The sequence below is a fragment of the Roseovarius indicus genome, from assembly GCF_008728195.1.
Taxonomy (GTDB): domain Bacteria; phylum Pseudomonadota; class Alphaproteobacteria; order Rhodobacterales; family Rhodobacteraceae; genus Roseovarius; species Roseovarius indicus.
In genome coordinates, this window is sequence record NZ_CP031598.1 from 5042427 (window position 1) to 5066247 (window position 23821).

Below are 23821 nucleotides of genomic sequence, written 5' to 3' on the forward strand. Positions count from 1 at the left end.
TGCGGGCGAGACTACCGGTTCTTCCAACGGTGCGGTTTCACTGTACATGACAAGTCTACGGACCTCCCGGCGGAATGGATCACCGGAACATTCATTTTTTCGTTTTCATCCGATCCGTGCGCCCCTGCGTAAGACCCTTTGGAACAACAAAACCAGGTATTGGGGAACACATGCCATTCGAGAGTGCCGCGCTGACGCGCAGACGGGTTGCCGTGATCGGAGCGGGTATTTCGGGCATGGGCGCTGCCCATGCACTGTCACAGACACAACACGTGACCCTGTTCGAGGCAGAACCGCGCCTTGGCGGCCACGCTCGCACGATCATGGCCGGCAAGCACGGCGACCAACCCGTCGACACCGGCTTCATCGTGTTCAACTACGCCAACTATCCGAACCTAACCCGCCTCTTCGACGAGCTTGACGTGCCCGTCACCAAAAGCGACATGAGCTTCGGCGCCTCGGTGCGTGGCGGGGCCGTCGAATACGGCCTGGCCGGCGCGGCGGCGTTCTTCGCCCAGAAGCGGAACGCGCTGAACCCGTGGTTCCTCTCGCTGCTGCGCGATATCTTCCGGTTCAACGCCCGCGCACTCGACACGGTGGGCGAATATCCCGACCTCTCGATCAACGAGTTCCTGAGCCAAGTCGGCACCGGCCGCTGGTTCCGCGACTACTACCTGCTGCCGCTCACCGGCGCGATCTGGTCGACCCCCACGCGAAAGGTGGGCGAGTTTCCGGCCCAGGCGATGGTGCGCTTCCTGAAGAACCACGGGCTGTTGTCCTATGACGGCCAGCACCAGTGGTACACGGTCGAGGGCGGCTCGGTTCAGTATGTCGACAGGGTCTGCGCCGCCCTGCAACGACGCGGCGCAGACCTGCGCGTCGGCTGTCCGGTAAAGGGCGTGCGGCGCGACGCGACAGGAGTTTTCGTGAAACCCCATGGCAGCGAATGGGAGCATTTCGACGATATCATCTTCGCCACCCATTCCGACGACAGCCTCGCCCTGCTGACCGACCCCAGCCCCGAGGAGACCGCGGCCCTCGGAGCCGTGAAGTATCAAGCCAACGATGTCGTGCTGCACGCCGATGCCAGCGTCATGCCCCGCCGCCGCCCGGTCTGGTCGTCGTGGAACTATTCCGAAAGCCCGGCCCGCCGCGACGGACAGATCGACATCACCTATTGGATGAACCGGCTGCAGCCGATCCCGCAGGACGACCCGCATTTCGTGACGCTGAATTCGACCCGGCCGATCCGCGATGACCTGATCTATGACCAGGTGACCCTGCGCCACCCGGTCTACGACCTCGCCGCCTTCCAGGCGCAGGCCAGACTGCGCGCCATGAACGGCGCGCGCAACACGTGGTTCTGCGGCGCATGGATGCGCGACGGGTTCCACGAGGACGGCCTGGCGACAGGGCTCGAGGTGGCCGACGCCATCGTCGCCAGGAACGCCGTTCCCATGGCAGCGGAATGAGCAGGGTCGACCATATCGCCGGCCACACGTGGCACGGGCGCAAGGGCGCGGTCGAAAACGCCTTCCGATACGGCATAGACTACGTCCTGCTCGACGCCGAAACCGATCCGCAATCCCCCCGGCTTTTCGGCCGCAACCGCGCCGGCCTCGCCTCTGTCTGGGACAGTGACCATGGCGGCCCGCCGAAGCACGGGCGCGGCGCGGCATGGGTGCGCGAGGTGCTCGACGCGCACGGGCTCGACAGCCCCGCGCGCATCGAATTGCTCGCCCAGCCCCGCATCCTCGGCCACGTGTTCAACCCGGTCGCCTTCTGGATCTGCCGCGACGCAGACGGCAACGTGCCCGTGGTGATCGCCGAGGTGACCAACACCTATGGCGACCGCCATTCCTATCTCTGCCACCGCGACGACCTGGCCCCGATCACCGCGCAGGACAGGCTCTCCGCCCGCAAGATCCTCCATGTCTCGCCGTTCCAGCGGGTCGAAGGCAGCTACGAATTCCGCTTCGACCTGCGCGCCGATCATATCGGCATCTGGATCGACTTCACCGGCGGCAATGGCGGGGTGACGGCAACGCTGGTCGGCAAACGTCGGCCGCTCAGCAACCGGGGCCTCGTTCGCGCCTGCCTGCGCCGACCCTTCGGCTCTCGCCGGGTGCTGGCGCTGATCCACTGGCAGGCGCTGAAACTCTGGTGGAAGGGGGCGCAGTTCCGGCCGCGCCCCGAACCGCCGACGCAAGAGGTCAGCCGATGACCGGCGCGCCGCGCCTGCCCGCCTTCGGGCTCTTTGCGGCGATGCTCGCGGCGGCGGGACTGCCGCTCTACATCCACGCGCCGAAATTCTATGTCGACGAATACGGCGTATCGCTCGCCGCACTTGGCACGGTGCTGTTCGCCCTGCGCCTGCTCGACGTGGTGCAAGACCCCCTTCTGGGCCGGCTGGCCGCAAGGCTTCAGGAAACGCGCGCCGTCTCCGTCGCCGTGGCGGTCCTCACCATGGCGGCCGCCATGGTGGGCCTCTTCGCCGTCGAGCCGCTTTTCGCACCGCTGATCTGGTTCGCCCTCATGCTGACGCTGGTCTTTTCCAGCTTCAGCTACCTCACCATCTGCTTCTACGCCGAAGGCGTGTCCTCGGCCGGCCAACTGACGGGCCAGGGCCACCTGCAACTCGCCCGCTGGCGGGAAACCGGGGCCCTGCTGGGCATCTGCGCGGCCTCGGTCGCGCCGGTGCTGATCGGCGGCTATGGCGGGTTCGCCCTCGCCTTCGCCGTGCTGGCCGGGGTGGCCATCCGGGCCATGCACCGCGAATGGCGCGGCGCACGGGTCGACAGCGGCGGCACGGGCTTTCTCACCGTCCTCCGCGACCCGGTGGCGCGCAAGCTGCTTCTCGTCGCCCTGTTCAACGCCGCCCCCGTGGCGGTCAGCTCGACCCTCTTCCTTTTCTTCGTCGAAAGCCGCCTTCAGGCGCCGGGCTGGGAAGGGCCGTTCCTGCTACTCTTCTTCCTTTCCGCCGCCCTCGCAGCCCCCTTCTGGGGCAAGTTCGCGGAAAGGGCCGGCGAGCGCCGCGTTCTGCTGATCGGCATGGTGCTCTCCATCCTCTCCTTCGGAAGCGCGGTCTGGCTGGGCGCGGGCGACACGTGGGCTTTCGGGCTGATCTGCCTTGCCTCGGGCGCGGCGCTCGGGGCCGACATGACACTTCTGCCCGCGCTCTTCGCCCGCCGCATGGCCGACATCTCGCCCGGCGCAAGCGAGGCGTTCGGCCTCTGGTCCTTCGTATCCAAATTCACGTTGGCCTTCGCGGCGGTGACGCTTCTACCACTGCTCGAGGCCGGCGGCTTCGAGGCAGGCGGCGCAAACGGGGCCGAGGCCCTGTGGCTGCTCAGCCTGCTCTACGGCGCACTGCCATGTGTGCTCAAACTGCTGGCAATCGGGTTGCTGGCCTCAATCGACTTCGGAGAAAGGAGTGTGAGGGGATGACTTCTTTAACGTGGTTTCTTCTTGGCGTCGTGCTGACGCTGGCGGGCGTGTTGGTCTGGAGCCGTATCAGCGGCTTCCCGGCACAGCGCCCCGCCGATTACGCCGGGCAAACCCCGGCCTTCGACCTGCGCACCCATCTCAGCGGGCCGATCAAGTGCGAGGGGATCATCTATGGCCCGCTCGGCCGGGTGGCCTCTCGCTTCGTCGGCGATTTCGACGCCCATTGGGATGGCAACCGGGGCGTGATGAAAGAGCATTTCCTCTACGACACCGGCACCACGCAAAACCGGGAATGGCGGCTCGAGATCGGCAATGACAACCGCATCAGGGCCGAGGCCGACGACGTGGTCGGCACCGGCCAGGGCCGGCAGGAAGGGCCGTCGGTGAACCTCACCTACACCATCCGCCTTCCGAAAGAGGCGGGCGGCCATGTGCTGAACGTGACCGACTGGATGTACCTTGCGCCCAACGGCGTGATCGTGAACCGCAGCCAGTTCCGCAAGTTCGGCATCAAGGTTGCCGAGCTGGTGGCAACCATGCGGAGGGTGGATACGGTTTGACCTTTTCCGGAAAGACATACTGGCTGGTCGGCGCCAGCGAAGGGCTGGGCGAGGCGCTGGCGAAGAAACTCAGCGCCGAAGGGGCCGAGCTGATCCTCTCGGCCCGCAATCGCGAGCGGCTGGAAGAGGTGGCAGGCGCCCTGCCCGGCCGCGCCCGCGCGGTCACCGTGGATGTAAGCGACGAGGCCAGCGTCAGGGCGGCGGCCGAGGAGGTCGGAGAAATCGACGGCATGGTCTACCTCGCCGGCGTCTACTGGCCCATGCCCGCCACCGACTGGAACGTCGAGCACGGCATCAAGATGGCCGATATCAACTTCACCGGCGCCTTCCGCGTTCTGGGCCATGTCGTGCCGGCCATGGTCGAACGCGGCCACGGCCATATCGTGCTCACCGGCTCGCTTTCGGGCTTCCGCGGCCTGCCCGGCGCGGTGGGTTATGCCCCATCGAAAGCCGGCGTGATGGCGCTGGCGCAATCCATGCGCGCCGACCTGTGGCGCACCGGCGTGCGGGTGCAGCTGGCCAACCCGGGCTTCATCAAGACCCGCCTGACCGACAAGAACGATTTCCGCATGCCCTTCCTGATGACCCCCGAACAGGCCGCCGACGAAATGATCACCCTGATGCGCGACGAGTCCGCCTTCGACCGGCATTTTCCCGCCGCCTTCAGCTGGGTGTTTCGGCAGTCCCGCTTCCTGCCGAACTGGGCCTACTACCGGCTATTTGCGTGAGATCAAAGACTTCCGCTAAGCTGACAGGCGATTAAGGTCGCCATACGCGAGAACGGGAGTTGAACCATGCTTGAAATCAGCAGCTACAAGATCGCCCAGGTGATCCTGATGGCCCGCGAACTGGGCCGCGCCGAGGGCGAGATCCGCGCCTTCATCGACCGCCTGACCGAAGAGGAACAGGCCAGCCTTGTCGCCGTCATGTGGATCGGCCGCGGCAGCTTCAGCGCCGACGAACTGGAAGAAGCCAAGGCCACCGCGATGAACGAGGCCACGACGCCGACCGCCGATTACCTGCTCGGCTCGCCGCATCTGTCGGACCACCTCGAAAACGGACTGGACGAGCTGGGCATCTCGGTCGTCGACGACGAAGACGATCTCGTGCGCGGGGGCTGACAGGGCAGAAACGCCTCTGCCTCGTGGGTGCGGCATGCTAGGCTTCCCGGGACAGCCCCCAGCGAAGCCGTGCCCATGCCCGACCTATCCCTGCCCGCCGCCCTGCGAATCATCGAAACCGCGCTGTCCGGCACGCGCTCCGGCCCGGACCGGCGCATTGCGGTCTGCGTGGTCGATGCCGGTGGGCACCCGCTCGCCATGCTGCGAGAGCCCGACGCCGCGCCGCTCTTGGCCCATATCGCCGAGGCCAAGGCGCGCACCTGCATCCTGTACGGCAAGCCCACAAAGACTGTCATGGAATGGGCCGACGAGACGCCCAATTGGTTTCATGGGGTGCGCGAGGTCGCGCTGGCCCGCTCCGGCCTGCCCCTGACCGCCAGCAAAGGCGGCGTGATCGTGCGGGATGCCGGGGGCAAGGTGATCGGCGCCGTCGGCGTCGCGGGCGAAGCCGGCGAATATGACGAGGCCTTTGCCATGGCCGGGATCGACTCGGCCGGCTTCGTGGCAGATGCCGGATGAGCGGCGTGGACGAGCTCGAACAGCCGATTGAAAGCGTGGCACTGGCCGAGGGCCTGACATGGGAAGACGACTGGTTCGCCGTCGGCGCCGTCGATCCCGACACGCTGGCGATCGGAGAGCCGGCCTACCACCAGAAGAACTGGAGCTACCTGATCTCCGATGGCGGCGAGAGCCTGCTGTTCGACACGGGCTCCGGTCGCCGGCCCGTCGCGCCCGTCGTGCAGCGTCATGCCGGTGTCTCGACCCGTGCCTTCCCCTCGCACATGCATTTCGACCATCTCGGCGGCGTCAACGCCTTCGGCCCGGTCATCGTGGCCGACCTGCCCATGCTGCGGGCGATGGCACCCGACGACAGTCTGACACCAACGGAAGAGGCCTACCTCGGCCAGTACGAAGACCTCTCGCCGCCGACCTTCCCCGTCGGCCACTGGGCCGGGATCGGCGAGGTGGTGCAGGTCGGCCTGCGTCACCTGCACGTGCTGCACACGCCCGGCCATTCGCCCGACTCCGTGTCGCTCTGGGAACCGGGCCGAAACCGCCTCTATGCCGCCGATTTCCTCTATCGCGGCCACCTCTATGCGCAGACGCCCGGCGCCTCGCTGCCCGCCTATCGCGCCACGCTCGAAACGCTGCTCGACATGCTGCCGGAAGACATCGACATCCTCGGCGCGCATGGCCAGACCGAGGGCGGCACCGATGACATGCCCCGGCTCGGCCACGCCGATCTCTCCGCGCTGCACGACACCCTCTGCGACCTGCTGACAGGCCCGCCGCACGAAGGTCAGCGCGAGGTCAACCCGCGCATGACCCTGCTCTATTCCAAGGCCAGCTTCACCGCCTGACCCCGGTCACACGTGATTGACCACCTGCAGATGCTGCGCCAGCCGGTCGACCTCGCCCAGAAACCGCAGCACCAGCCGCGGGTCATGCGGAGCGGGCGACACCCCGGCCGGGATCTCGTGGTTCAGAACCGCCTCGACCGCCAGCGACACCGGGATCGACACCAGCCGCGCCATCGCCGTGCCCCGCTCGTCGCCCCAGGCATCCATCACGAAGGTCTTGTGCCAGACGGTCACCCCCTCGCGCTCGGCCTTGAGTGAAACGCAAAGCACCACCCGGTCGGGCTCGCCCTCTTCATAGGCATGCTCGTTCCAGAACTGCTCCGACATCTCGCGCAGGCGGTCGTCGCCCGCCTTGCCTTCCAGCGTCTCGACCTCGGCGAAGATATCCTTCCACGCCTCGGCCCAGCCGTTCAGCCGCAGCGTCCCGCGCACGAATTCCTTCACCCGCCAGGACGGCTCGAACTGGTAATCCTCGATGAACGGCACGCTGTCGCGGTTCGGGTAAACCTCGAAGGTCTCCGGCGTGGGCAGCGGCGCGTCATAGCTCGAAATCGCGTCCCACGGCCGCGCCACCTGAAGCTCCGAGAAATTCCGGATCGAGCGCGAGGGCGAGCGCAGCGCCTTCAGCACGCCCAGCGGCGACCAGCTGAACTTGTAGCGGAACGAGTTGGGGTTCTTCGGAATGCCCCCGCAATAGGAAATGAACGACAGGTCGTTCTCGGTCGCGTATTCATCGGCCCCGCGATAGTCGGTCACCAGGTGATGCGCCATCAGGTGGTCGATACCGGGGTCCAGCCCCACCTCGTTCACACAGCACACCCCGCGCACCAGCGCCTTGGCGTGCAGCTCCCGCATCTCGGGCGCGATGTAGGAGGATGACACGAAATGCGCCCCGTGATTGATGCACATCTCGGCAATCGGCACGTGCCAGTCACCCGGCAGCATCGACACGACCAGATCGCCTTCCTCGGTTTCCGATGACAGCTGATCGAAATCGAAGGCGGCGATATTGTCGGTCAGGTCGCCCACGGCCTCCCGCGCCTTGTCGGTCGTCCGGTTCCAGACCTTGACGGGGTGCCCGTTCTCGATCAGCCGCCGCAGGCCGGGGATGGCGGAAAGACCGGTGCCGCACCAATGTATCGTCATGTTTCAGACCTCCTTCAGATGGGTCCGGAACGTGGCCTCGGCCCGGCCCCAGACATTTTCGTGCAACTTGTCCAATGCCTTGAGCGAGGGCAAGAGCTGTTCGGCAAAGTCTCCCGACGATTCCAGCGGCAGAAGCGACGGCAGGTTGTCGATCGCCATCACGTCAAGCGGCGGGTCGTCATGCACCCGCACCACCGGCTCGGCCCAGCTCGTCGCCTCACTGTAAACCGGCACCGGGTTGTAATCGCTGTCGGGGTCGCAGGCGATATCGCCCACCACCGAAAGCCTGCGCTCCGCCGTCAGCGCCGATTGCGGCACGAAGACGGGCGTACCGGGCCGGGCGAGGATGCAGTTGAAAAACAGGTCATGATCGAGGATCTCGGGAAACGGCCCGCCCGAGGCGGTCTCTTCCATGTCCCAGCGGGTGGGCGTGAGACCCATCGCCTCGCACAGGTCCGCGGCACCGGTGCCGACCCGGCCCAGCGCCCCGATCACGATGGCGCTCGGGCGGCTCTCGCCCGTGCCGTCAAGATCGGCAGCGAGGTCGGAGAGAAGTGCCCCCTTGTCGCGCCACGTGCTCACCTCCGGGCAAACCCCGCCCTGTTTCTGCGCCGCCCACGCCTTGAGCGACACCGCCGCCCCGGCATAACCCGCCCAATAGCCGAAGGCCGCCACGCGCCGGCCGTCCTCATCAACCAGGTATTCGAGATCGTAAAGCGTCCCGCCCCCGGCCTTGAACCGCTCCAGTAGACGCTTGCCGGCAAACTGCCCCTTGAAGGCATGACCGAACATGATGTGCCGGTGCGGCAGCGGCGTGCCGTCATCCGGCAACTCCTTGAGCCCGAAGATGATCGCATCCCCCGGCGCGTCGGGCCAGCTGTTCTCGGGCGCCACCTCGCAGCCGGCCTCGACATAGCCGTCGATCGGCAGGATCCGCGTCGCGCTCTCCTCGATCGTCACCCGCATACCGCCCGCGATCAGCTCCGCCGCGCCGGCGGGCGTGATCCCCACGCGTTCCTCGTTCTCCCGCTGCTCGGCGCGGACCCATAGATGCGTCATTCGTTCCATTCCTCAGACAAAGGTGCGGGCATGGGCCCGGTCGGGCGCGTCCAGATGCGGGGTGGCGTTGAACGTGCCCACCATCAGCATGTCATGCACGTAATGCAGCCGGTGCATCGAGCTGTTCATGATCTGCAGCATGATCTTGGCCATGCCGCTGTTCTCCAGGCCAAGCGCATGGCGCATCGCCATCCCGATCACCCCGCCGGAGGTGACGATCAGGATACGCCCGTTCCCGTCGCACAGCTCGTCGACGACCGCCGTGACCCGTTCCGAAAACTGCGGATAGGTCTCGGGCACGCTCTCGAGCCGGCCTTCCGTCCAGTGGGTAATCACCTGCGGCAGGTGCGTTGCGAACTCGGTCGGATCCCGCGGCGACGGGACACCGTGCTGCGCCTCCATCGCGGTGGCCATTGCGAAATAGCTCAACTCGTCAAGCCGCGCATCCTGCTTGGTGATCTCGTAGCCCATCTCGAGCGCGGTTTCCGACTGCCGAGAGAGCGTGCCGGTGATCACCGCATCGAAATGCGGGTTGGTATCGCGCAGATGCGCCCCCAGCCACCGGGCCTGCTCCCGCCCCAGGTCGGACAGCTTGTCGTAACTCTCGTCATCGGTGGCATGGCTGTTCGCCTGCCCATGCCGCACCAGGATTATTTCGGCCACCCGGCTCTCCCCAAATATATCGCCGCGCACCCTAGCGTCCCGTTTCGGGAGGGTGAAGCGCCGTCGGCGAAAAAACCCGGCGCCAGCGCGGGTTGCGATGCCGGGACGCCTCCGGCGGGAGTATTTCGGGAAAGATGAAAGCCCGGCCCTGAATTTCACCTTTCCGACAACACTCATGCTGCACCCTCGCCACACGGCGCATCATCCGCCCGGCGTGTCCCATCGGAAACAAGATGCGACTCGCGTGGCGCAAATCCGTTGCGAGGTGTCGGGATTGTCGGACTCGAATTTCCGCGCCCATGCTCTAACATGCGCGGCAAAGGAGGCGCGCCCATGTCCGACACGATCAAGATCACGCTGGATGGCAAGGAAATCGAAACCCAGGCTGGCCAGACGATCTGGGAAGTGGCCCACGGCCGCGGCCTGGTGATTCCCCACCTGTGCCACAAACCGGCACCGGGCTATCGCCCCGACGGCAACTGCCGGGCCTGCATGGTCGAGGTCGAGGGCGAACGCACGCTCGTTGCCTCCTGCATCCGCGAAGCCAAGGACGGCATGACCGTCACCACCAACTCGGCCCGGGCCGAGAATGCCCGCAAGCTGGTGGTCGAAATGCTGCTGGCCGACCAGCCCGAGCAGGACGAAGCGCACGACAAGTCGAGCCACCTGTGGGACATGGCAAAGCTTCAGGGTGTCACGGAAAGCCGCTTCCCGAAGCTCGAGAAAGACCGCGTGCCGCTGCTCGATGACAGCCACGTGGCGATGCGCGTCAACCTCGACGCCTGCATCCAGTGCAACTTGTGCGTCCGCGCCTGCCGCGAGGTTCAGGTCAACGACGTGATCGGCATGGCGGGCCGCGGGCACGACGCCTACCCCGTCTTCGACTTCGACGACCCGATGGGCGAATCGACCTGCGTGGCCTGCGGCGAATGCGTGCAGGCCTGCCCCACCGGCGCGCTGATGGAAGCCACCGTGCTGGACGAGGCACAGGTGGGCGACAGCGCCGATTACGACGAAGAGGTTCAAAGCGTCTGCCCGTTCTGCGGGGTCGGCTGCCAGGTCAGCCTGAAGGTCAAGGACGGCAAGGTGAAATACGTCGACGGCATCAACGGCCCGGCGAACGAAGGCCGGCTCTGCGTGAAGGGCCGCTTCGGCTTCGACTACATCCACCACCCCCACCGCCTGACCAAACCCCTCATCAGGCGCGAGGACGCCCCCGAAAAGGGCCTGAACGTCGACCCGTCGAACTGGCAGGAATTCTTCCGCGAGGCCGACTGGGAAGAGGCGATGAGCTTCGCCGCCGGCGGCCTGCAGAAGCTGAAAGACGAGCATGGCGGCAAGTCGGTCGCAGGCTTCGGCAGCGCCAAATGCACCAACGAAGAGGCCTATCTCTTCCAGAAACTCATCCGCCAGGGCTTCGGCCATAACAACGTCGACCACTGCACCCGCCTGTGCCACGCCTCCTCGGTGGCCGCGCTGATGGAAAACGTGGGCTCCGGCGCCGTAACCGCGACGTTCAACGAGATCGAGAATGCCGACGTGGCCATCGTCATCGGCGCCAACCCGATCGAGAACCACCCCGTCGCCGCCACCTATTTCAAACAGTTCACCAAGCGCGGCGGCAAGCTGATCGTGATGGACCCGCGCGGCGTCGGCCTGCGCCGCTTCGCCACCCACATGCTGCAGTTCAAGCCGGGCGCCGACGTGTCGATGCTCAACGCGATCATGCACGTGATCGTCGAGGAAGGGCTGTACGACCAGCAGTATATCGAAGCCTTCACCGAGAACTGGGAGGCCGAGAAGGAACACCTCGCCCAGTTCCCACCCGAGAAGATGGAGGCGATCTGCGGCATCCCGGCCGACACGCTGCGCGCCGTGGCCCGCGACTTTGCCACAGCCAAGCGCGGCATGATCTTCTGGGGCATGGGCATCTCGCAGCACATCCACGGCACCGACAACTCGCGCTGCCTGATCAGCCTCGCGCTGATGTGCGGCCATGTCGGCCGGTCCGGCGCCGGGCTTCACCCGCTGCGCGGCCAGAACAACGTGCAGGGCGCCTCCGATGCGGGCCTCATCCCGATGTTCCTGCCCGACTACCAGACCGTGACAGACGATGGCGTGCGCAAGGCCTTCACCGAGGTCTGGCAATCCGGCGACTTCTCGAACGAAAAGGGCCTGACCGTCACCGAGATCATGGATGACGTCCATGCCGGCAACACCCGCGGCATGTATATCCTCGGCGAGAACCCGGCCATGTCGGACCCCGATGTCGAACACGCCCGCGATGCGCTGGCCAAGCTCGATCACCTTGTCGTGCAGGATATCTTCCTGACCGAAACGGCCAACTATGCCGACGTGATCCTGCCCGCCTCGGCCTTCTACGAAAAGTCGGGCACCGTCACCAACACCAATCGGCAGGTCCAGATGGGCCGCCCCGCCGTGTCGCCCCCGGGCGAGGCGCGCGAGGACTGGGCCATCACCACCGAGCTGGCGCAACGCCTCGGCCTCGACTGGCGCTATGACAGCCCGGCGGATGTGTTCGCCGAGATGAAGCTGAACATGAAGTCCTTCGACAACATCACCTGGGACCGTCTGGCAAACGAGAACGCGGTGACCTACCCGTCGCTCTCGCCCGAGGATCCGGGCCAGCCCATCGTCTTCGGCGACGGCTTCCCCCGCCCCGAGGGCCGCGCCCGCTTCACGCCTGCCAGCGTCATCCCGCCGGACGACGTGCCCGACGCGGATTACCCGATGGTCCTGACCACCGGCCGGCAGCTGGAACACTGGCACACAGGGTCGATGACCCGCCGCGCCTCGGTTCTGGATGCGGTCGAGCCCGAGGCCAACTGCTCGCTGCACCCCTCGACCCTGCGCAAGCTGGGCGTCGAACCGGGCGGCATGATCCGGCTGACCACCAAGCGCGGCAGCATCGAGGTCATGGCCCGCGCCGACCGGGCCGTCGCCCCCGACATGGTGTTCCTGCCCTTCGCCTATGTCGAGGCAGCGGCGAACATCCTGACCAACCCGGCGCTCGACCCCTACGGCAAGATCCCCGAGTTCAAGTACTCGGCGGTCAAGGTCGAAGCAGCCGACCCGGGACAGGTCGCGGCGGAGTAGAGCTGTGGCTGGCTGAGCCTCACCCCCAGTTCACATCCCCGAGAAAGATATACCCCGCGCCATAGATCGTCTTGATCAGGCGCGGGTTCTTCGGGTCTTCCCGCAACTTCGTCCGCAGGCGCGAGATGCGCACATCCATCGCCCGGTCGAAACTGTCGCCGGCCGCTCCGCCCAGCGCCTCCTGCATCGCCTGCCGGGAAATGAGCCGCTTGGGCCGTTCCAGGAACAGCCGCAGCACCTCGCCCTCGGCATGGGAAAAGGGCGTTTCCACCCCGGTCTCGTCCTCCAGCGCGTAGCGGGCGAAATGCGCCGTCCAGCCGTTGAACCGGGCGGTATCGCCGGTCTGGGGCGCCGGGGCATCGCGCCGCAGGCGGGCCCGGATGCGCGCCACCACCTCGGCCGGGTCGAACGGCTTGATGATGTAATCGTCGGCGCCCAGCTCGAGCCCGGTCACCCTGTCCTGCACCTGCGCCCGCCCCGAGATGATGATCACGGTCGCCCCCTGCTCCAGCGCCAGCCGGTGCACCAGCGTCAGCCCGTCCCGGTCTGGCAACGACAGGTCGACAAGGCAGACATCCGGTTTCGTCTGCCGGATCGCCGCCTCGAACTCGGTCGCGCGGGAAAAGGCCATCGTGCGGAACCCCGCCTCCTCCAGCGCGTCCGACAGCATCGACCGGATCGCCGGCTCGTCGTCTAGAATGGTGACCAGCGGCGCTTTCATGCGGCCCCTCCTGTCGCCAGAAGCGCCTCGAGCTCGGCCGGCGCGAAGGGCTTGCGCAACACCGGCGCGCGCTTGCGGGCGGCCCGGTGCAGCGGGTCGTCAGGCGGCAGCGAGGTCATCAGGTAGGCCGGGCAATGCCCCTCGGGCAGCGCATCCAGCAGGTCGAGCCCCGTCTTGTCGCCCTCCAGCGTGATATCCGACAGCAACGCCGATATCTCGGGCAGTTCCCGGACCAGCGACAGCGCCTCCCCGGCGCTCGACGCCTCGATCACAAGGTGGCCGCCCTCGCGCAGCATCTCGCGGATCGTGTCGCGCAGGTCGGGGCTGTCCTCGACCAGCAGAACCAGCCCCGGCGCCGCCCCGCCCTCGGCCACGCGCAAAGGCAGCCGGATGGTGACGCGGCCGCCCCGGTCGGTATTCGACAGGTGCACCCGGCCGCCCGCCAGCTTGGTCATGTCATAGACCATTGAAAGGCCAAGCCCCGACCCCTCGCCACCCTTCGTGGTGAAGAACGGGTCAAGCGCGTGTTTCAGCGCCTGTTCTGAAAAGCCGGGGCCGGTATCCTCGACCGAGAACTCCAGCCACGTCTCGCGCACGCTGCGGGCGGTCAACGTGATATGGCCAGACCCGCCACAGGCATCGCGCGCGTTGATCACGAGGTTCAGAAGCGAATCCTGCAACATCCCGGTATCGAGACTGTAGGCCACCGCATCCGTCAGGGTGTTGATCGAGAACTGCACGTCATCCGGCAGCGTCGACAGCGCCAGCGTCTCGAGATCCGACAGGAAGGCCGAAAGGTTGGTGGGCCGCGCGGTATGCTCCCGCGGGCCGGTCATGTCGGCGATCCGGTTCAGCAACCCCCCGCCCCGGCGCGCCGCCGACAGGGTCGCCGCGATCAGGCCGCTCGCCTCTTCCGGCAGATCCATCCGCTGCAGCTTCGACTGCATGCCAAGGATGATGGTCAGCAGGTTCGAGAAATCATGCGCCATCCCGCTGGTCAGCTGCGCCGCCATCTCGCGGCGCCGCGTCTGTTGCAGCGCGGCCCGGGTCTGCGCCTCCTCGGTGACGTCCATCGACAGGATATAGACCCCGCCCTGCGTCTCGTCTGGCGTGAACGCCGTGCGGATCCGGCGCGAACTGGGCTCGTGGGTGAACTCGAACACCGACGCCTCGCCCGCGAAGGCCGCATCCAGCTTTTCACGGATCATCTCGAACGCCGCCCGATCGAGCGCCTCGTCGATCGGCAGGCCGATTATGTCCGATTTCGACCCCGGCAACACCGCGCTCAACCGCCGGTTGGAATAGGTATAGCGCCGGTCGCCGCCGACATGGGCGATATGGGCCGGCATCATCTCGGTCGTCAGCCGCGTGCGCGCCTCCGATTCGGTCAGCTGCCGCTGCGCCGCTTCCAGCGCGGTGATGGTGGCCTGCAGCCGGCGGTTGGTCGCCGCCAGCTCCTCGGAATACCCCAGAAGCTGCCCCGACAACTCCTCCGACCGGGCGCGCAACAGCGCCTCCTGCTGCTTGACACGGGTGATGTCGGTGTAGACGGCAACCCATCCCCCCTGCGGCAGGGGCGACCCCTCGACCGAGATCATCCGCCCGTTCGACCGGGTCCGTTCCATGTAATGCGGCTTGAAGGCCAGCGCGGTTTCCACCCGGGCCTGCACCGCCGCCTCGACATCGTCGACCGGGCCGTATTCGCCCCGCGTCACGAGATGGTGGATCGTGTCCTCGAACGCCGCCCCGGGCGTGCACAGCGCTTCGGGCAGGTTGAACATGTCGCGAAACCGCTGATTGCAGGTGACGAGGCGAAGGTCGCGGTCATAGATCGTCAGGGCCTGCTGAATCAGGTTCAGGCCCGCCATGGTCATCATGTCTGTCTGCGGCGCATCAGCCATCGCGCACCGCCCACTCAAGCGCCTCTTCCAGCCGATCGTCGCCCCAGAACAGCTCCTCGCCCACCACGAAATTCGGCGCACCGAAGATCCCGCGCCGGCCTGCCTCCTCGGTCGAAAGCCTCAGCGCGTGCTTGTTTTCATCCGATTGTGCCGCCTCGATAATCCCCTCGGGCAGCTTCGCCAGCTCGACACAGGCGGCAATCACCTCAGGGTCGGAAATATCCTGCCCCTCGGAAAACTCCATCAGATAGACGTTCTGACAGAACGCCACCTTCTGCGCCCCCTCCGGCGCCGCCTGCGCCACCCGCGCGGCAAGCAGGCTGTTCTGCGGAAACGGGTCCGGCTTTTCGACACTCAACCCGAACCGCTCGGCCCGGCGCGCCATGTCGCGCCACATGTAATTGCCCTTCGCCTGGTAGATGTTGAACGGCGAGGTCTTCCAGCCCTGGCTGTTGAAGATCGGCCCAAGCAGGAATGGCCGCCAGACCACGTCGACCCCGGCCGCCTGCGCCATCGACGGCAACCGCATCGCGCTGAGATAGGAATAGGTCGAGGCGAATTCGAACCAGAATTCAAGCTTGGGGCGGGCCATGCGTTCCTCTCTCCCTGTCCGTTCCGCGGGGACGATGCAGATGTCCGGCGGCAACGAAGCCGTGTCAAGCCTTGGCGCGCGGCTTGTTACAATTCGTAAGATTTGGGAAATCTTCAGGAAAAAGTTGACGGCGACGGTCCGGAGCACGCTTTATTGGGGAATGAATCGCCCAAAAGGCGATCTGTTCGCATTGCGGACAAAGGGAGGAGAAAACTTGGGTAAGTCGTCAGAGGCGACGGATGGGCTTCGGTCCATCCCGGCGCTATTGCAGCGAAACGCAATCCAATACGCCAATCGCCCCGCCTATCGGGAAAAAGAGTTCGGCATCTGGCAAAGCTGGACATGGGCCGAAACCGAGAAGGAAATCGAGGCGCTGGCGCTCGGCCTTCTGAACCTTGGCGTGAACGAGGGCGACTTCATCGCGATCGCCGGGCGCAACCGGCCGCATTTCTACTGGTCGATGGTCGCCGCGCAATCGGTCGGCGCCATCCCCGTGCCCGTCTACCAGGACGCCGCCGCCGACGAGATGGCCTATGTGCTGGAACATTGCGGCGCCCGCTTCGCCATCGTCGAGGATCAGGAACAGGTCGACAAGATCATCGACCTGCAGGACGATCTCCACCAGTTCGAGCACATGATCTACATCGATCCGCGGGGCCTGCGGAAATACGATCACCACAAGCTGCACCAGTACAGCCACGTTCAGGATCAGGGCCGCGCTTCGAAAGAAGAATACATCGACGACCTCAAGGCCCGCCGCGACAAGCTGGACTACTCCAGCATCTGCGTGATGCTCTATACCTCCGGCACCACCGGCAAGCCCAAGGGCGTCGTGCTGTCGAACCGCAACATCATCGAGGCGTCGAAATCCTCGGCCGAGTTCGACCACCTGCGCAAGGAAGACGAGGTTCTGGCCTACCTGCCGATGGCATGGGTGGGCGATTTCATCTTCTCGATCGGTCAGGCCTACTGGTGCGCCTTCTGCGTCAACTGCCCGGAAAGCGCCGACACGATGCAGACCGACCTGCGCGAAATCGGGCCAACCTACTACTTCGCTCCGCCCCGGGTGTTCGAGACCCAGCTCACGAACGTGATGATCCGGATGGAGGATGCGAGCAAGCTCAAGCAGGGCCTGTTCCGCTACTTCATGGCCCATGCCCGCCGGGTCGGCCCCGCCATCCTCGACGGCAAGAGCGTCAACGGATGGGACCGGTTCAAGTACTGGCTCGGCAACCTCTTCATCTATGGCCCCCTGAAAGACACGATGGGCTTCGGCCGGGTGCGCGTGGGCTATACCGCGGGCGAGGCGATCGGGCCCGAGATCTTCGATTTCTACCGCTCGCTCGGCATCAACCTCAAACAACTCTACGGCCAGACCGAGGCATCGGTCTTCATCACCGTTCAGCCCGATGGCGAGGTCCGGTCCGATACGGTGGGCGTGCCCGCGCCGGGCGTCGAGATCCGCATCGCCGAAAACGGCGAGGTATTCTATCGCAGCCCGGGCGTGTTCGAGGAATACTACAAGAACCCCGACAGCACCGCCTCGACCAAGGATGCCGAGGGCTGGGTCGCCACCGGCGATGCCGGCTTCTTCGAGGAAGGCACCGGCCACCTGCGCATCATCGACCGCGCCAAGGACGTGGGCAAGATGGCCGATGGCAGCATGTTCGCGCCCAAGTATGTTGAAAACAAACTGAAATTCTTCCCCAACATCCTCGAGGCCGTGGTCTTCGGGAATGAGCGGTCGGAATGCACGGCCTTCATCAACATCGACCTGACGGCGGTGGGCAACTGGGCCGAGCGCAACAATATCGGCTATGCCTCCTATCAGGAACTGGCCGGCCATCCCCGCGTGCTCGACACCATCCGCGAGCATGTCGAGGAAGTGAACCGCAGCCTTGCCGAAGACCCGATGCTGGCCCATTGCCAGGTGCATCGCTTCCTTGTCCTGCACAAGGAACTCGATGCCGACGACGGCGAAATGACCCGCACGCGCAAGGTGCGCCGTGGCGTGATCGGCGAGAAATTCGAAGACCTGCTGGGCGCGCTCTACGACGGCTCGGACGAAATCAGCACCCGGACGGAAGTGACCTACGAAGACGGCCGCAAGGGCTATATCAGCGCCACGCTCAAGATCATCGACGCCAAGGTTGTGCCGGTCGACGCGCCTGAAAAGGTGGCGGCGGAATGATCGCGGCGCAGGTAAAATCACGAGGAAAAACAGATGCTTGACGCGACCGAAGGATTTGTCACCGAAGACGGCCGCAAGATCGGCGGGGTGGTGATGGAGATGAAGAACATCACGCTGCGCTTCGGCGGCGTGGTGGCGATCAAGGATATCAGCTTCGACATCCGCGAGGGCGAGATCCGCGCGATCATCGGGCCGAACGGCGCGGGCAAATCCTCGATGCTGAACGTGATCAGCGGCTTCTACAACCCGCAGGAGGGCGAGGTCTTCTACAAGGGGCAGAAACGCCCGCAGATGAAGCCTTACCAGGTGGCCCGGCAAGGCATTGCCCGGACCTTCCAGAACATCGCGCTCTTCGAGGGGATGACGGTGCTCGATAACGTCATGACGGGCCGCATCCGCCAGATGAACGCCGGGCTACTGAGCCAGGCGATCTGGAAGGGCAAGGCCGAGAAGGAAGAGACCGAGAACCGGGAAGTCGTTGAAAAGATTATCGACTTTCTCGAAATCCAGTCGATCCGGAAAACCCCGGTCGGCCGCCTTCCCTATGGCCTGAAGAAACGGGTCGAGCTGGCCCGCGCGCTGGCCGCCGAGCCGTCAATCCTTCTGCTCGACGAGCCGATGGCCGGCATGAATGTCGAGGAGAAAGAGGACATGAGCCGCTTTGTCCTTGATGTGAATGACGAATTCGGCACCACCACCGTGCTGATCGAGCATGACATGGGCGTCGTGATGGACCTGTCGGACAGGGTTGTCGTGATGGATTACGGCAAGAAGATCGGCGACGGCACACCCGACGAGGTGCGCAACAACCAGGACGTCATCGACGCCTACCTGGGGGTGGCCCATGACTGATTTTTCAACGTCGGTATCACGTCGGTATTTTGTCGGTATCGCGTCGGTGTCAGGGAACACGGCCGGCCGGATGATGGGGGAGAAAGCCAATGCCTGAACAGTTCATCTGGGGAATTGAAGTCTTCCTGAACGGCCTGATGGCCGGGGTGCTCTACGCGCTCGTCGCGCTCGGCTTCGTGCTGATCTTCAAGGCCAGCGGCATCTTCAACTACGCGCAGGGCGTGCTGGCCCTCTTCGCGGCGCTGACGCTGGTCGGAATCATGGAAGGCCAGGTGCCCTTCGCCCACCTGATCAACGCCATCTTCGGCACGGACGTGCACCATTTCGGCTGGCACGTGCCGGCCTTGGCGGCGATATTGCTGACGATGGTGGTGATGGTCGCGCTGGCCTGGGTGGTCAACAAGCTGATCTTCAACCACCTCGTGAACCAGGAACCCATCATCCTGTTCATGGCGACGATCGGCCTTGCCTATTTCCTCGAAGGCTTCGGCGACATCATGTGGGGCGCCAACATCAAGACGCTCGACGTGGGCCTGCCGCAGGGCATCAACCTGATGATCGACGAGTTCACCTACAACATCTTCGACTACGGCTTCTTCATCGACAATCTCGACCTCGTGGCGACAGGCGTTGCCGCCCTTCTGGTGATCGCGCTGGTGATCTTCGCGCAATACACCAAGCAGGGCCGCGCCATGCGCGCCGTGGCCGACGACCACCAGGCCGCGCTGTCGGTGGGCATCTCGCTCAACTTCATCTGGGTCATGGTCTGGTCGCTGGCGGGCTTCGTCGCGCTGGTCGCGGGCATCATGTGGGGCACCAAGTCGGGCGTGCAGTTCTCGCTGTCGCTCATCGCGCTCAAGGCGCTGCCGGTGTTGATGCTGGGCGGCTTCACCTCGATCCCCGGCGCCATCGTCGGCGGGCTGGTGATCGGCGTGGGCGAGAAGCTGTTCGAGTTCGCCATCGGCGCCCCCTACCTCGGCGGCGCGACGGAAATCTGGTTCGCCTACGTGCTGGCGCTTCTGTTCCTCGTCTTCCGGCCGCAGGGCCTGTTCGGCGAGAAGATCATCGAGAGGGTGTAAGCGCCAGATGACCCACAAATCGCGCATCAGCGTGGTCTGCATCGACTGCCAGACCGACGACCTGTCCCAGGCCACGGCCTTCTGGTCGGCGATGCTGGGCAAAAAGGCCGAGCCCGACGAAGAGGGCAAGTATGTGGCGTTCGACGGACATACGGGCCACCCCAAGGTGCTGCTTCAGGCCGTCGATCACGAACCGCGCGTTCATCTCGATATCGAGACGGATGACAAGGAGGCCGAGTGCGAACGGCTGAAGGGGCTGGGCGCAAAGGAAGTGGCCCGGCTCAAGACATGGATCGTGATGGAGGCCCCAACCGGCCACCGCTTCTGCCTGGTCGGCCCGCAGGGCGACGACTGGCCCGGCGACGCGGCCACCTTCGAGGGAGGAATGCCGGCATGAAACAGGTGATCGCCATTGCCAATGTCGTGGCCTGGGCCGGGTTCTGGGCCTTCGGTTACCTGGCGCTGACCGCAGAGGCCGACGGCCAGATGGTCATCGCCGCCCTGCTGGCGGCCGCCGGCGGCGGGGTGGGCATGCTGGCCTACCTGTGGCTGGTGCGCCATTCGGAAATAACGGGCTATGCCAAGGCCCCAAACCGCGCAGAGAAGCGCGACGAGAATATCGGGGAGATGCTCTGAGATGTTTTACCGTGAAGCAGGCGACTTCAAGACGTCCTACCAGGAGGACAGCCAGACCTTCCCGATCAGGTTCGACCGGTACCGCTATTACGTGGTCCTGCTGGTGGCCTTTGCCGTGGTGCCGTTCTTCATCGACGATTACTGGGTGAACGCGGTTTTCCTGCCGTTCCTGATCTACTCGATCGCGGCGATCGGGCTGAACATCCTCGTCGGCTATTGCGGGCAGGTCAGCCTTGGTACCGGGGGCTTCATGGCGGTGGGCGCCTATGCCTGCTACAAGTTCATGACCTCCTTCGAAGAGATCAATATCTTCTTCCACATCATCCTGTCGGGCGGGGTGACGGCGGCGGTCTGCGTGCTGTTCGGCCTTCCCAGCCTCAGGATCAAGGGGTTCTACCTTGCCGTGGCCACGCTGGCGGCGCAGTTCTTCCTCGTCTGGCTCTTCAACCGGGTGCCGTGGTTCTACAACTACTCGGCCTCGGGCCAGATCAGCGCGCCCGAGCGCACGCTGTTCGGCATCCCGATCACCGGGGCCGAAACCGCGCCCTGGGCCACCTACCTGTTCTGTCTCGTCTTCACGCTGCTGAGCGCGATCATCGCCCGCAACCTGACCCGCGGCACCGCCGGGCGGAAGTGGATGGCGATCCGCGACATGGACATCGCCGCCGAGATCATCGGGGTGAACCCGCTCAAGGCCAAGCTCTCGGCCTTTGCCATCTCGGGCTTCTTCGTGGGCATCTCGGGCGCGCTGTTCTTCTCGGTCTATCTCGGCGCGGTCGAGGTGGGCGAGGCGTTCGGCATCAACAAGTCGTTCCTTGTGCTGTTCATGGTCATCATCGGCGGTCTGGGCTCGATCTTCGGCAGCTTTGCCGGGGCCGCGTTCCTCGTGCTGCTGCCGGTTCTTCTCAAGAACGTGCTGGTGGGCACGCTGGGTTGGCCCACCGACCTTGCCGCGCATTTCGAATTCATCATCGTGGGCGCGCTGATCATCATTTTCCTGATCGCCGAGCCGCACGGGCTGGCACAGCTGTGGCGCGTCGCGAAGGAGAAGCTGAGGCTTTGGCCCTTCCCGCACTAGGGAGGGCCCAAGAGGTGCGGTGGGTTTTCCGCCCACCCTTAAAGACCATCGGAGAAACCAAGGGAGGATACGAACCGATGAAACATAAACTTCTGGCAGCGCTGACCGCTGCCGCACTGACGGCAGGGCCGGCGATGGCCGAGCTCAAGATCGTCGATACCAGCTACCGGACGGGGCCCTATGCCGCGAACGGCATCCCGTTCTCGGACGGCTACCAGGATTACTTCACCCTGCTCAACGAGCGTGACGGCGGTATCGGCGGCGAGATGATCAACCTCGTCGAATGCGAGACCGGCTACAACACCGAGAAGGGTGTGGAATGCTACGAGGCCAACAAGGGCGGCGGGGCGCTGGTGTTCCAGCCGCTGTCGACCGGCATCACCTATCAGCTGATCCCAAAGGCCACGGCCGACGGCATCCCGCTTCACACGATGGGCTATGGCCGGACCTCGGCCAAAAACGGCGAAGTGTTCCGCTGGGTGTTCAACTATCCCGCCAACTACTGGGACGGGGCAAGCCACGCGATCACCCATATCCTGAACCAGAACGACGGTGACATCAGCGGCAAGTCGATCGCGCTGGTCTATCACAACTCGGCCTATGGCAAGGAACCGATCCGCACGCTGGAAGAGCTGGCCAAGAAGCATGGCTACGACCTGACCCTGCTGCCGGTCGATCACCCGGGCCAGGAGCAGAAGTCGCAATGGCTTCAGATCCGCCGTGAAAAGCCCGACTACGTGATCATGTGGGGCTGGGGCGTGATGAACCAGGTCGCGATCCAGGAAGCCGTGAACATCCGCTATCCGATGGAGAACTTCATCGGCATCTGGTGGTCGGGTTCGGAAAACGACGTGAAACCGGCGGGTGACCGCGCCGATGGCTACAAGGCGCTGACCTTCCACAACCTGGGCAGCGATTACCCGGTCTACGACGACATCCAGCAATATGTCGTGGATGCCGGCAATGCCGCGGGTGCGGGCGACAACATCGGCACGGTGCTCTATAACCGTGGCATGTACGCCGCAATGCTGGCCGCCGAGGCGATCAAGACCGCGCAGGAGATGCACGGCACCTCCGCCATCACCGCCGAGCAGATGCGCGACGGGATGGAGAACCTCGAGATGACCGAAGAGAAGATGGCCGCGCTTGGCCTTCCGAACTTCGGGCCGGAGTTCAAGGTCACCTGCTCGAACCACGGCGGCAACGGCTATGGCGCCGTGTCGCAATGGGATGCGGAAGCCGGCGAGTTCACCCTGATCACCGATTACTACCAGTCGGATCAGGACGTGCTTCAGGCTCTGATCGAGGAAGACTCGACCGCCTTCGCCGAAGAGGCGGGCATCGAAGCGGGCTGCGAGTAAGCTCACCCTCCCCGGCCGCGGCAGACGCGGCGGCCGGGGGTATTCGTTAGGACATTTACCCGAACCGCAAAGACAGGGGCATTACAGCCCCGACCGTGAGGAGACGCACCATGCCCAAGGATGGCCAGACCGAAGAGAACCTTCTCGAGGTCAACAATATCGAGGTGATCTACAACCACGTGATCCTCGTGCTGAAAGGGGTCAGCCTGTCGGTGCCCAAGGGCGGCATCACCGCGCTTCTGGGCGGCAACGGCGCGGGCAAGACCACGACGCTGAAGGCCATTTCCAACCTGCTCAAATCCGAGCGGGGCGAGGTGACCAAGGGCAATATCCGCTACCGCGGCGAGCGCGTGCAGGATCTGGTGCCGTCGGATCTGGTGAAAAAGGGCGTCATCCAGGTGATGGAGGGCCGCCACTGCTTCGAGCACCTGACCGTGGAAGAGAACCTGCTGACCGGCGCCTATACCCGCGGCTCGTCACGCGGCGAGATCGAGAAGGATCTCGACCTCGTCTACACCTATTTCCCCCGCCTGAAGGAACGCCGCCGCAGCCAGGCCGGCTATACCTCGGGCGGCGAACAGCAGATGGTCGCGATCGGCCGCGCTTTGATGAGCCGGCCCGAGACCATCCTGCTCGACGAGCCCAGCATGGGCCTTGCGCCGCAGCTGGTCGAACAGATCTTCGGCATCGTCAAATCGCTCAACGAGGACCAGGGCTATACCTTCCTGCTGGCCGAGCAGAACACCAACGTCGCCCTGCGGTTCGCGCATTACGGCTACATCCTCGAGAACGGCCGCGTCGTGATGGACGGGCCGGCCAAGGAGCTGCGCGAGAACCCCGACGTGAAGGAATTCTACCTCGGCATGTCCGAGGAGGGCCGCAAAAGCTTTCGCGACGTGCGCAGCTATCGCCGCCGCAAGCGGTGGCTCAGCTGAA

The 23821-nt window shown here is 65.0% G+C and carries 23 protein-coding genes; 17 read left to right on the forward strand and 6 right to left on the reverse strand.

What is annotated here, in order from left to right; genetic code table 11:
- Positions 1-170 precede the first annotated feature (170 nt).
- From RIdsm_RS24290 to RIdsm_RS24325, 8 genes are all read left to right on the forward strand, one after another.
- A complete protein-coding gene (locus tag RIdsm_RS24290) occupies positions 171-1472 on the forward strand; it encodes an NAD(P)/FAD-dependent oxidoreductase (RefSeq protein WP_057812681.1) in 1302 nt (433 codons plus the stop codon).
- Positions 1469-2224 carry a DUF1365 domain-containing protein gene (locus RIdsm_RS24295; protein ID WP_057812679.1) on the forward strand — a complete coding sequence of 252 codons (756 nt, stop codon included), beginning with the start codon at positions 1469-1471 and terminating at the stop codon, positions 2222-2224. Before RIdsm_RS24290 ends, RIdsm_RS24295 begins: the two co-directional genes overlap by 4 nt.
- Positions 2221-3447: an MFS transporter gene (locus RIdsm_RS24300; protein WP_057812677.1), complete on the forward strand. Its 1227-nt coding sequence runs from the start codon at positions 2221-2223 to the stop codon at positions 3445-3447. The genes RIdsm_RS24295 and RIdsm_RS24300 overlap by 4 nt, the downstream gene beginning before the upstream one ends.
- Positions 3444-4007 (forward strand): DUF3833 domain-containing protein, encoded by a 564-nt coding sequence (locus tag RIdsm_RS24305; protein ID WP_057812675.1) that lies wholly within the window; start codon positions 3444-3446, stop codon positions 4005-4007. Before RIdsm_RS24300 ends, RIdsm_RS24305 begins: the two co-directional genes overlap by 4 nt.
- Positions 4004-4735 carry an SDR family NAD(P)-dependent oxidoreductase gene (locus RIdsm_RS24310; RefSeq protein ID WP_057812673.1) on the forward strand — a complete coding sequence of 244 codons (732 nt, stop codon included), beginning with the start codon at positions 4004-4006 and terminating at the stop codon, positions 4733-4735. Before RIdsm_RS24305 ends, RIdsm_RS24310 begins: the two co-directional genes overlap by 4 nt.
- A gap of 66 nt (positions 4736-4801) precedes the next feature.
- Entirely contained in the window at positions 4802-5128 is a 327-nt protein-coding gene (locus RIdsm_RS24315) for a DUF3775 domain-containing protein (protein WP_057812671.1), read from the forward strand.
- A 75-nt stretch (positions 5129-5203) separates the two neighbouring features.
- A complete protein-coding gene (locus tag RIdsm_RS24320) occupies positions 5204-5647 on the forward strand; it encodes a GlcG/HbpS family heme-binding protein (RefSeq protein WP_057812669.1) in 444 nt (147 codons plus the stop codon).
- Positions 5644-6489, forward strand: a complete 846-nt coding sequence (locus RIdsm_RS24325) for an MBL fold metallo-hydrolase (protein WP_057812667.1) — start codon at positions 5644-5646, stop codon at positions 6487-6489. The genes RIdsm_RS24320 and RIdsm_RS24325 overlap by 4 nt, the downstream gene beginning before the upstream one ends.
- Positions 6490-6495: 6 nt before the next feature.
- Here the strand turns inward: RIdsm_RS24325 and RIdsm_RS24330 are convergent, their stop codons facing one another.
- Genes RIdsm_RS24330 through RIdsm_RS24340 form a run of 3 tightly spaced genes read right to left on the reverse strand, consistent with a single transcriptional unit; the run spans position 6496 to position 9357 of the window.
- Positions 6496-7635 (reverse strand): saccharopine dehydrogenase family protein, encoded by a 1140-nt coding sequence (locus tag RIdsm_RS24330; RefSeq protein WP_057812665.1) that lies wholly within the window; start codon positions 7633-7635, stop codon positions 6496-6498.
- A 3-nt stretch (positions 7636-7638) separates the two neighbouring features.
- Positions 7639-8694 (reverse strand): saccharopine dehydrogenase, encoded by a 1056-nt coding sequence (locus tag RIdsm_RS24335; protein ID WP_057812663.1) that lies wholly within the window; start codon positions 8692-8694, stop codon positions 7639-7641.
- Positions 8695-8706: 12 nt separating this feature from the next.
- Positions 8707-9357 carry a histidine phosphatase family protein gene (locus RIdsm_RS24340; RefSeq protein WP_057812661.1) on the reverse strand — a complete coding sequence of 217 codons (651 nt, stop codon included), beginning with the start codon at positions 9355-9357 and terminating at the stop codon, positions 8707-8709.
- A 333-nt stretch (positions 9358-9690) separates the two neighbouring features.
- Here RIdsm_RS24340 and fdhF point away from each other — a divergent pair, with 333 nt between their 5' ends.
- Complete coding sequence (gene fdhF, locus RIdsm_RS24345) at positions 9691-12474, forward strand: formate dehydrogenase subunit alpha (RefSeq protein ID WP_057812659.1); 2784 nt, start codon at positions 9691-9693, stop codon at positions 12472-12474.
- A 19-nt stretch (positions 12475-12493) separates the two neighbouring features.
- Here fdhF and RIdsm_RS24350 read toward each other — a convergent pair whose 3' ends face one another.
- The 3 genes from RIdsm_RS24350 to RIdsm_RS24360 are packed head-to-tail and all read right to left on the reverse strand — an operon-like array spanning position 12494 to position 15688.
- Positions 12494-13195, reverse strand: coding sequence for a response regulator transcription factor (locus RIdsm_RS24350; protein ID WP_057812657.1), 702 nt, complete (start codon positions 13193-13195; stop codon positions 12494-12496).
- A complete protein-coding gene (locus RIdsm_RS24355; protein WP_057812655.1) occupies positions 13192-15096 on the reverse strand; it encodes a hybrid sensor histidine kinase/response regulator in 1905 nt (634 codons plus the stop codon). Before RIdsm_RS24355 ends, RIdsm_RS24350 begins: the two co-directional genes overlap by 4 nt.
- Positions 15089-15688: a 2-hydroxychromene-2-carboxylate isomerase gene (locus RIdsm_RS24360; protein ID WP_057812652.1), complete on the reverse strand. Its 600-nt coding sequence runs from the start codon at positions 15686-15688 to the stop codon at positions 15089-15091. Before RIdsm_RS24360 ends, RIdsm_RS24355 begins: the two co-directional genes overlap by 8 nt.
- A 214-nt stretch (positions 15689-15902) precedes the next feature.
- On the opposite strand from RIdsm_RS24360, the gene RIdsm_RS24365 reads away from it, so the two are divergent.
- The 8 genes from RIdsm_RS24365 (at position 15903) to RIdsm_RS24400 (ending at position 23820) form a co-directional block, all read left to right on the forward strand.
- Positions 15903-17879: an AMP-binding protein gene (locus RIdsm_RS24365; RefSeq protein ID WP_057812650.1), complete on the forward strand. Its 1977-nt coding sequence runs from the start codon at positions 15903-15905 to the stop codon at positions 17877-17879.
- A gap of 33 nt (positions 17880-17912) precedes the next feature.
- A complete protein-coding gene (locus tag RIdsm_RS24370; protein ID WP_057812649.1) occupies positions 17913-18731 on the forward strand; it encodes an ABC transporter ATP-binding protein in 819 nt (272 codons plus the stop codon).
- An 89-nt stretch (positions 18732-18820) separates the two neighbouring features.
- The gene (locus tag RIdsm_RS24375) at positions 18821-19810 is read left to right on the forward strand and encodes a branched-chain amino acid ABC transporter permease (protein WP_057812647.1); all 990 of its coding nucleotides are present in this window, start codon (positions 18821-18823) and stop codon (positions 19808-19810) included.
- Between the two features lie 7 nt (positions 19811-19817).
- Positions 19818-20207, forward strand: a complete 390-nt coding sequence (locus RIdsm_RS24380; RefSeq protein WP_057812645.1) for a VOC family protein — start codon at positions 19818-19820, stop codon at positions 20205-20207.
- Positions 20204-20446: a hypothetical protein gene (locus tag RIdsm_RS24385; RefSeq protein ID WP_057812643.1), complete on the forward strand. Its 243-nt coding sequence runs from the start codon at positions 20204-20206 to the stop codon at positions 20444-20446. The genes RIdsm_RS24380 and RIdsm_RS24385 overlap by 4 nt, the downstream gene beginning before the upstream one ends.
- 1 nt (position 20447) lies before the next feature.
- On the forward strand, positions 20448-21524 hold the full coding sequence (locus tag RIdsm_RS24390) for a branched-chain amino acid ABC transporter permease (RefSeq protein WP_057812641.1): 1077 nt from the start codon (positions 20448-20450) through the stop codon (positions 21522-21524).
- 77 nt (positions 21525-21601) lie between these two features.
- Complete coding sequence (locus tag RIdsm_RS24395; RefSeq protein ID WP_057812639.1) at positions 21602-22885, forward strand: ABC transporter substrate-binding protein; 1284 nt, start codon at positions 21602-21604, stop codon at positions 22883-22885.
- A gap of 110 nt (positions 22886-22995) precedes the next feature.
- Entirely contained in the window at positions 22996-23820 is an 825-nt protein-coding gene (locus RIdsm_RS24400) for an ABC transporter ATP-binding protein (protein WP_057812637.1), read from the forward strand.
- Position 23821: the final 1 nt, after the last annotated feature.

Excerpts from the sequence above, each read along its gene's own strand:
- RIdsm_RS24290 (WP_057812681.1), top strand. The coding sequence starts at position 171 with ATGCCATTCGAGAGTGCCGCGCTGACGCGCAGACGGGTTGCCGTGATC.
- RIdsm_RS24295 (WP_057812679.1), top strand. The coding sequence starts at position 1,469 with ATGAGCAGGGTCGACCATATCGCCGGCCACACGTGGCACGGGCGCAAG.
- RIdsm_RS24300 (WP_057812677.1), top strand. The coding sequence starts at position 2,221 with ATGACCGGCGCGCCGCGCCTGCCCGCCTTCGGGCTCTTTGCGGCGATG.
- RIdsm_RS24305 (WP_057812675.1), top strand. The coding sequence starts at position 3,444 with ATGACTTCTTTAACGTGGTTTCTTCTTGGCGTCGTGCTGACGCTGGCG.
- RIdsm_RS24315 (WP_057812671.1), top strand. The coding sequence starts at position 4,802 with ATGCTTGAAATCAGCAGCTACAAGATCGCCCAGGTGATCCTGATGGCC.
- RIdsm_RS24320 (WP_057812669.1), top strand. The coding sequence starts at position 5,204 with ATGCCCGACCTATCCCTGCCCGCCGCCCTGCGAATCATCGAAACCGCG.
- RIdsm_RS24325 (WP_057812667.1), top strand. The coding sequence starts at position 5,644 with ATGAGCGGCGTGGACGAGCTCGAACAGCCGATTGAAAGCGTGGCACTG.
- RIdsm_RS24330 (WP_057812665.1), bottom strand. The coding sequence starts at position 7,635 with ATGACGATACATTGGTGCGGCACCGGTCTTTCCGCCATCCCCGGCCTG.
- RIdsm_RS24335 (WP_057812663.1), bottom strand. The coding sequence starts at position 8,694 with ATGACGCATCTATGGGTCCGCGCCGAGCAGCGGGAGAACGAGGAACGC.
- fdhF (WP_057812659.1), top strand. The coding sequence starts at position 9,691 with ATGTCCGACACGATCAAGATCACGCTGGATGGCAAGGAAATCGAAACC.
- RIdsm_RS24350 (WP_057812657.1), bottom strand. The coding sequence starts at position 13,195 with ATGAAAGCGCCGCTGGTCACCATTCTAGACGACGAGCCGGCGATCCGG.
- RIdsm_RS24355 (WP_057812655.1), bottom strand. The coding sequence starts at position 15,096 with ATGGCTGATGCGCCGCAGACAGACATGATGACCATGGCGGGCCTGAAC.
- RIdsm_RS24360 (WP_057812652.1), bottom strand. The coding sequence starts at position 15,688 with ATGGCCCGCCCCAAGCTTGAATTCTGGTTCGAATTCGCCTCGACCTAT.
- RIdsm_RS24370 (WP_057812649.1), top strand. The coding sequence starts at position 17,913 with ATGCTTGACGCGACCGAAGGATTTGTCACCGAAGACGGCCGCAAGATC.
- RIdsm_RS24375 (WP_057812647.1), top strand. The coding sequence starts at position 18,821 with ATGCCTGAACAGTTCATCTGGGGAATTGAAGTCTTCCTGAACGGCCTG.
- RIdsm_RS24380 (WP_057812645.1), top strand. The coding sequence starts at position 19,818 with ATGACCCACAAATCGCGCATCAGCGTGGTCTGCATCGACTGCCAGACC.
- RIdsm_RS24385 (WP_057812643.1), top strand. The coding sequence starts at position 20,204 with ATGAAACAGGTGATCGCCATTGCCAATGTCGTGGCCTGGGCCGGGTTC.
- RIdsm_RS24390 (WP_057812641.1), top strand. The coding sequence starts at position 20,448 with ATGTTTTACCGTGAAGCAGGCGACTTCAAGACGTCCTACCAGGAGGAC.
- RIdsm_RS24395 (WP_057812639.1), top strand. The coding sequence starts at position 21,602 with ATGAAACATAAACTTCTGGCAGCGCTGACCGCTGCCGCACTGACGGCA.
- RIdsm_RS24400 (WP_057812637.1), top strand. The coding sequence starts at position 22,996 with ATGCCCAAGGATGGCCAGACCGAAGAGAACCTTCTCGAGGTCAACAAT.